Raw genomic sequence first — 8,232 nt, 5'->3', positions numbered from 1 at the left:
CCGATGGCACTGAATGGGATCAAGCTTATTTCACGCAACATGTCTTGGTGGGCAGTGATGATAACGACAGCCTTTCAGGTTTTAACGATGCGGCGGACACCATTGATGGCGGTGCGGGTAACGATACCGTGCGCGGCTACGACGGCGACGATACCGTCATGGGCGGCTCCGGTGATGATACGGTGTCAGGTGGAAGCGGTGATGATGTCCTGGTAGGTGGTAAAGGCGACGACACGCTCTCTGGCGATTATGGCGCAGACATTTACCGCTTCAGCGCGGGCAGTGGTCGTGACACCATCAATAATTACTCGGGTGACAGTGCGCTGGACACTATCGCTTTTGATGCCACCGTCGCGGCAGAAGACATTCGGTTATCCCGCAGTGGCAACCATCTGGTGATTGAAAACATTCGCAACAGTGATGTGATCACGGTGACTAACCACTTCAGCAGTTCATCCTATCAGATTGATCGCATTACCTTTGATACAGCTGGCATCACCTGGACGGCAGCCGACATCACCAACATCATCAACAATCCGGTTGCGCGAACTTATGAAGCCACCAATCTGGTGTGGACACTGGATGCTAACAACAACTTTGGCATTGATCCCACACAGGCGGGGTTAGAAGCGCATGTGTCAGTAGGTGGCTCGCCCGCTTACGCCTACAGTGCTAACAACGGTGAGTTTGTTGTCCCTCTCAACGATCTGGCTAATGGCGTTCACGAATATCAAATCACGTACCGCAACAGCAACGGCGATCTACTGGGCGAGCAAAACGGTTTTGTGATGAAAACCGACAGCGGTCTGCAAACTTTGGGTGCTGCCAGTGACCGTGTAGAACGTTACTTCTACGATCACGATGGCAACAAAATTGCTGAGCTGGATGCTGCCGGTCTACTGTCTGAATTCATTTATGATGCAGCCGGTCAGCTGGCGCAAACTCGTCAGCATGGTATTGCGGTGCCTAAGTCTACCGACGATGTGGCCGATCTGTATCAAAACGGCACGCTGGCTCAAATGTTGACGGCGGTTGCTTCGGCAAAAGTGGCAGCACAAGCTTCTGGCGATACGGTTGTTGATCGTTCTGCTCATCAATTCTTTGATGGCAAAGGTCAGTTGGTTGCGACGGTGAATGCCGAAGGCTACCTGACCACTTATGATTACAATGAACAAGGCGAGAAGGTCAAAGTCACCGAGCACTTTAATCGAGTCACAGTGGCTGATGGTGCCAGCTTTGAGGATCTGACAATCACTGCTCACGACAATGATCGTGTGACCTCGTTTGTTTATGATCAACTGGATCGCCTGCAACAAAAAACCGACTGGAACGGTTTGGTCACTACCTATGAATACAACACCGCAGGGCACTTATTACAAACCACACAAACAGACACCCTGACCAACACCTCACGGTCGCAAACACAACGAGTGGATGAGCTCGGACGTGTGACAGGCACACTCGATGCTAAGTCCAGTGCGCTGTTGCCCACCGATTACACGCAACAACAACTGGATACCCTGTTAACAGCCGAAGGTAAACAAACAGAATACGATACGGCTGGTCGAGTCACAGCGATCGTTGATGAGTATGGTCAGCGCACTTTATTCTTCTATGATGATGCCGATCAGTTAACCCACACCGTTGATGCCTTGGGCAGTGTTCGCGAAACCACTTACACCGTCTTTGGACAAGTGGATCAAACTCGCGTTTATCAGAGTGCGTTAGGGGCCACCGAGCTGAATAATCTGCAACAAGGCACCTTGTCGCAAGCTGACTTTATCGCGCATCTAGACACGCTAAAAAGTGCTCATGATAGCGTGACTCAATTCAGTTATGACCGTCGTGGTTTGGTATTGGAAACATTGGATGCCGAAGGCTTTAAAACCACACAATTGTATAATGCCTTTGGTGAAGTCTACTTAAGCCGTCAGGCCCGTGATGTGGCTGCCACTCAGTGGACCACCACATTAACCGAAGTGAACACCCGTGGTCAGGTCACCGATATTTATCGACTCAATGGTAAAGCCATTGAACATGCGCAAAGTCAGCACACAATATTTGGCGAGCTGGATAAAACCACCAATGCTTTAGGTCAGAGTGTTCACTTTGAGTACGACCGTCTGGGTCGCGAAGTGGCGATGACTGATGCGTTAAATCGCACCACAAGCAATGGTTATGATGCCTTTAACCGAGTGCATACTCAAACCGATGCGTTAGGTCAGAGTGTTACAACCACCTTTGATGCCAATCAACAGAAAACCATTGTTACTTATCCTGGCGGCATCAAAACCGAAACTCACTTTAATCAGTTTGGCGAAACCACGCTAACGGTTGATGGCCGAGGTGAGCAAACCGTATTTCATTACGATGCTAATGGTGAGTTAACCAAAACCACTGCAGCGGATGGTTCAGAAACTCAGCTGTATTTAGACAAAGGTGAGCGTCTGGTATTGAGTGTGGATGCACAAGGTCGTCGCACTGTTTTTGAATACGATGCGGTAGGTCGTGTATTACGAGAAATCACCGATCCCAGTGGAGCAGAGATTCAAAGCTTGGCGGGTGACTCGATCACGTTAACGACTGAAGAGCTGGCTTATCAAGGACAATCCATTGAGACGCGCTATACCTATGATGCCAAAGGCCAGTTAGAAACCGTGACGGACGCAAAAGGAGTCGTCACACAAAACCAGTACGATCGTCTAGGTCGTGTGGTAGCTACCACGAGTGATTATGGTGTGGGTGATGGTTTCCTTAATCTGCGCACCGAAACACAATACGATGGACTGGGCAATAAAGTCAGCGTTGTTGAAGCGGCTGGCACATCAAAAGCAGTGACCACCGAATATCATTACAACGATTTGGATCGTTTGACGCACTCGGTGAATGATGCCACAGGATTAAAACTTTCAACCCATTACGTTTACGATGCTGCTGGTCAAATCATTGAGACGACCAATGCCAACAATGACAAAGCTTATAACGTTTATGATGACGCAGGGCTGTTAATTTATCACATCGATGAAGAAGGGTATGTCACGCACAATGTGTATGATGCCCGTGGCAAAGTCACTGACTTAAAAGTTTATAAAGAGGCTATCAGTGTTACTTCTGCACCTCAGTTAGCTGACATGTCTGGCTTATTAGCCGATAACTCTGTTGCACAACATACACAAAGTGTTTTTGATGATTTGGGTCGTTTGGAATTTGTAATTGACGCAGCAGGTTTTGTGTCTCGATTCCACCATGATGCCAACGGCAACGTGATTCAAACACAGCGCTTTGAAACAGCTATTGATAAGACGCAAGTCGGAACGGCTAACTTTGCCACAGAACTTGCCAAAGCGGGTAACGCACAAACCACCGATGTGCAGTTTGATGCGCTTAATCGTGAGCGTTACACCGTTGATGCCAAAGGTTATGTTACTGAAGTTCAATACAGTCAGGCGGGCGAAGTGGTTGCAACCCTTCGTCATGGAGTGGCCATTGATAAAACGCAACTGGGTAGTAAAACCGTTGCGACCCTATTAACCGAAGCAAAAACCGCGAATCCAAATACCATCGCGCAACAGACGGAACAATTTGTTTATGACAATGCAGGTCGTCTGGTTTATAGCATCGATGCCTTGGGCGGTGTTTCTCAAAATATTTATGATGCTCGCGGTCAAGTTGTTGAAACTCGCGTCTATGACAGTGCGTTAACAAATCCTACCTTAACCACTGAAGGTATCAGCACGGCTTTAAGCAATGTGACTTATCGCAGCAGCCACCAGGTACTTGATGCATTAGGCCGTACGCGCTTTAGTGTGGATGCGGTGGGGCAAGTATCAGAAACTCGTTTTGATGAGGTGGGGCGTGTTCGTGAAGCCATTGTGTATGCTTCAGCTTATTCAACCAATGATTATTCATTGACGGCATTAGAAGCCTTTGCCAACACCAACGTCAGCAGCGATAACTCCATCGTTAAAAATACCTACGATGCACTGGGTCGATTAAAGACGATGACCGATGCACAAGGCAAGGTGGAGTCTTATGAGTATGACGCATTAGGTAATCAATTAACTCGTACCGATAAAAACGCTCAAGTTTGGACGTACGAATACGACGCGTTAAATCGTTTAACCAAAGAGATTTCTCCACAAACAACTTTAGGTGCTTATGACAATGGTCAAGTAACAACCTCTCTTGGCTCAGTAGAAACGATTCGAAAATACGATGCGTTTGGTAATGTTTCTAGCATCACAACGGGGGCAGGCGATAACACCCGCACAACTACCTATCAATACGATGCATTAAATCGTCAAACTCATGTCATTAAACCTGCGGTTTGGGATGCGAGTTTGAATGCAGACGTTCAGCATACACAAGTGTTAACTTACGATGCTTACAACAATGTTGTTCAAATAGAAGACGAAGGCGGGCGTTTAAGTTATAGCCTTTTTGATGCCATCAACCGTCAAGTGGCTGCCATTGATGCAGCAGGCTTTGTGACCGAAACAGCCTACGATGGTTACAACAATGTGATCAGTACTACCCGTCATGGTGTGGCGATTGATGCGACTCAGTTGGCGAATAAACCCCTGGCTACCTTGTTGGCAGAAGCAAAAACAGCTGCAGCAAGTGATGTCGCAGATAATACTGCGCCTGCTTCAACACCTTCGACGCCACAACCCGCATCCAGCACATCGAACTACAGCGAAGACTTTAGCAGTGCGACACTCAGTGACTTCCAGGTGACTCTTGGCGGTGCGCCGAGTGATCGCGTGGCTATCACTAATGGTCAGCTTCAATTCAATAGCCCTCGCACGGGATCGTCAACTTTCTCTTCCATTGTAAACACCAATAAAGATTTCCATCTGGTGGATGGTGCAAGCATGAGTTTTGACGTGGAAGTGCCACCTCCAAGTTTGGAGCAACATTCTGTTTATGCTCGCTTAGGGATTTCTAATGGCATTTATGGCGATGGTCAAAAAAGCCTGCTAGTAGAAGTGACGGGCGGTAATGTTCAGTTATTGGCGACTTACAAAAACGGTCAAATCTATCAGATACCTGTGGATATGTTCTTAAGTGAACCGACCATGACGGTGCGTTTTGAAGTCAGTAACGGTGCGATTGAAACCATCATTGAAAATGGTGGCCAGACTTATCGTGTCCATTCAGCGCCTTTGGGCGATGGTTGGGAGAACATGGACTTCGATTTAACCGCTCGCACCCAAACGGCGGAAGGCGCAGCGCCTGCTGCCGACACATGGCTGCGCGTGGATAACCTCAAAGTCACAGGTGCAGGCGGCGGCCAGGCTGAACCTCCTACCGATTCGGGCGACGGCAACAGCGATGTTCAACAAGCGCCTGCATTAAACGCGGTATTAGTCCCTGAGCAAACTCAACAATACGTTTATGATGCCGCAGGTCGATTGGTTTACTCCATCAGCGCTACTGGCACTGTGTCTCACATGATTTATGATGTGCGCGGACAAGTGGTTGAGACGCGCACCTACGGTCGTGAAATCCAAGGCGACTTTGCCACACTGGCACAAGTCGAAGCAGCCTTAAACGGTGCTGATTATCGCAGCAGCCGAGTAACTTTTGATGATGCAGGTCGTTCGCGCTTTAGCATTGATGCTCTAGGGTTTGTCTCAGAATCAAAATACGATGCCTTAGGTCGAGTGACTGATACGGTTGTTTATAACTCGTCTTATCTTGATGTCACGCCACAAGCTGAGCAAACCTTCAGCTTAGCTTCTCTCGAAGCCTTTGCTCTTAATCACGCACATGCTGATGATCGTAACGTTCATAACGATTATGACAATCTTGGTCGCCTCACGGCGATGACGGATGCTTTAGGTAAGACGGAGTCGTACACCTACGATGCGTTAGGCAATCGTTTAACCTTAACCAATAAAAACGGCGATGTTTGGCATTATCAATACGATGCTCACAGTCGTTTGGTTCGAGAGACCACCCCAACGGTGACATCTTCCATCGTGAACGGTACGCAAGTAGAAGCGAAAGAAACACAACTTGTAAGTCTGATGCAGTACGATGCGTTTGGTAATTTGTTAAGTCTGACCGAAGGAGCTGTGTTAGCCGGTAAAGACAAAGATTTAACGGGCACTACCATCAAAGTTGGCGCAGATATGCCAGACTTGATATTTAATCAAGTGCGCACCACAAATTACGAATACGATGCGCTCCATCGTCAGATCAAAGTCACTTATCCTACAGTGACTGAATACGAAACGGTGACCCCGAAAAACGGACCACCCATGACGGTTGAAACGCACACCCGTCATACGACGGAAACTGCCTACGATGCCTTTGGTAATGCGGTGGCTCATAAAGATGCGCGGGGTAACTTCAGTTACAAAACTTACGATGCTTTGAATCGTGAGACCTATGCCATCAATGCCGAAGGCTACGTGACCCAATACGATTATGATGCTTATGGTAATCAAACCTTAGTTACCCGTTATGCAGGTTCGCTGACCGAGGTGAGCACCGGAGACGGTAAAGAGGTTGATCCTTCATTACTTAAAACCGGGGATTCAACATCGGGTAGGACGTCGGGCACAGCGATGGCCACGAACCTCTATCATGTGTACACAAAAACGGAAATAACCAACGCACTGTCCAGTTTGGCATCACAAGGTAAGCGTCAGGTGGTGAATGTCTATGATGTAGGCAATCGTGTCATTGAAGTCCAACAAACCGCGGTAGAAACGTTTGATGTTGAGGTAGGTAAAGCTCATTCTCATACACCGACGACCGTTTATGAATACAACGCTTATGGCGACATCACGAAAACCTCACAATTAGTCCGCTATGTGTCTGCTGCCAACAACAATGGTACAGAAGTTAAAGAGTGGGCCGAAAGTTACACCTACTACGACACCTTGGGCCGCAAAACCTATGAGGTGAACCCGGAACGTTATTTAACCCATTACGATTACAACGCCTTCAATGAAGTAAAGCGAACCACCGAATACGCGGTGGCTTTGGCTGAGAGTGCCGACCTAAGCAGCCAGCCTGCCCCTGTTGCCATTCAGGCAGGTGTTAACGATCAGTACGGTGCCGACCGAGTAGTAGAAAACGATTACGATGGTTTAGGTCGTTTAACCACGCAAACGCTGAAAGGCATGAGCTTCGATAGCATTACGGTGGGTGATGATCGTCAAGGTACTTTCAATGCAAATAGCAATACGCAAGACGTTGTGTTGCGCGCGGTAGAGTACGATGCACTGGGTAATGTGAGCAAAGAGACAGTAAATCAAGTTACTACCGAAACTCGCTATGATGCGTTAGGCCGAGTGATGGATGTGGTCTCAGAAGCTCGTATGGCACTGGATAATGCGGCATTAACTAAAACCGGTTCTGGTGACGGTCTGACTTATGGCGGTGTGCTAAATGCCGATGGCACTCAGTTGAGTGACGGTGCTTTGCGTTCTCCTTATCAGCGTTATGGCTATGATGCTTATGGTAATCAAATTCAACAATGGACATCGGGCGTTGGTTTAACCGATGCACAACGGACTGCATGGAAAGCAGGCGATGACTTTGCCATCACCGTGTCTGCTAAAGACCAAACACTGATTACTGAGTTTGATGCATTGGGTCGTAAAACCCGTGAAGTCGATGCAGCAGGCAATGAGACCCGTTATCGCAGCGATGCAGCGGGTAATGTGACCGATGTATTCCGCACGTATCAAGACGCGAATAAAACCACGACCTATGAAGCGCATACTGAACTCCAGTACGACAAATTGGATCGCCAGGTTGCGACGATTACCCATCTCGGCAATACTAATCAGCTGAATATTGATAATCAAGAACGCCAGCAAGTTCAGGCTATGGTGTACAACGGTTATGGCGAGATGGTGGCTCGTGGCTCTAAGCTGCAAGCAACGTCAAGTCGCGCAGATTATATTGCGAGTCTTGAAGAGCAGTTTTCTTATAACGCAGCAGGCCAGTTGATTGCTAGCAACGAGAATGATGGTGTTCTTAAAGAGTATCGTTACAACCTGCAAGGCCTACGTGTGGCCGAATATAATCCAGCGAATGGATTAACGCAGCATGCCTATAACAAGCTGGGACAAAAAACGTTAACCGTACTGCCACAGTTTAAAATGGAGTACCTTGGGGGGGCTTCTGCACTAGTTGAGGGGTATCTGACAGAGAGTGGCTTTGTAGATGAAATGCCCCAAATTAGGACTCAGTTTGATCGCTGGGGCAATG

At 48.0% G+C, this 8,232-nt stretch carries 1 protein-coding gene; it reads left to right on the top strand.

The window, feature by feature from the left end; translation table 11 throughout:
- Positions 1–8,232 (top strand): calcium-binding protein (locus NH399_RS25095; RefSeq protein ID WP_305885114.1); only part of this gene is annotated, 8,232 nt, incomplete at both ends.

The sequence above is a fragment of the Pleionea sp. CnH1-48 genome (genome assembly GCF_024124665.1).
In the GTDB taxonomy this organism is placed as follows: Bacteria; Pseudomonadota; Gammaproteobacteria; order Enterobacterales; family Kangiellaceae; genus JAMXSB01.
The sequence above is the reverse complement of the archived record's forward strand: the minus strand, read 5'-3'. Positions and strand labels throughout refer to the sequence as shown.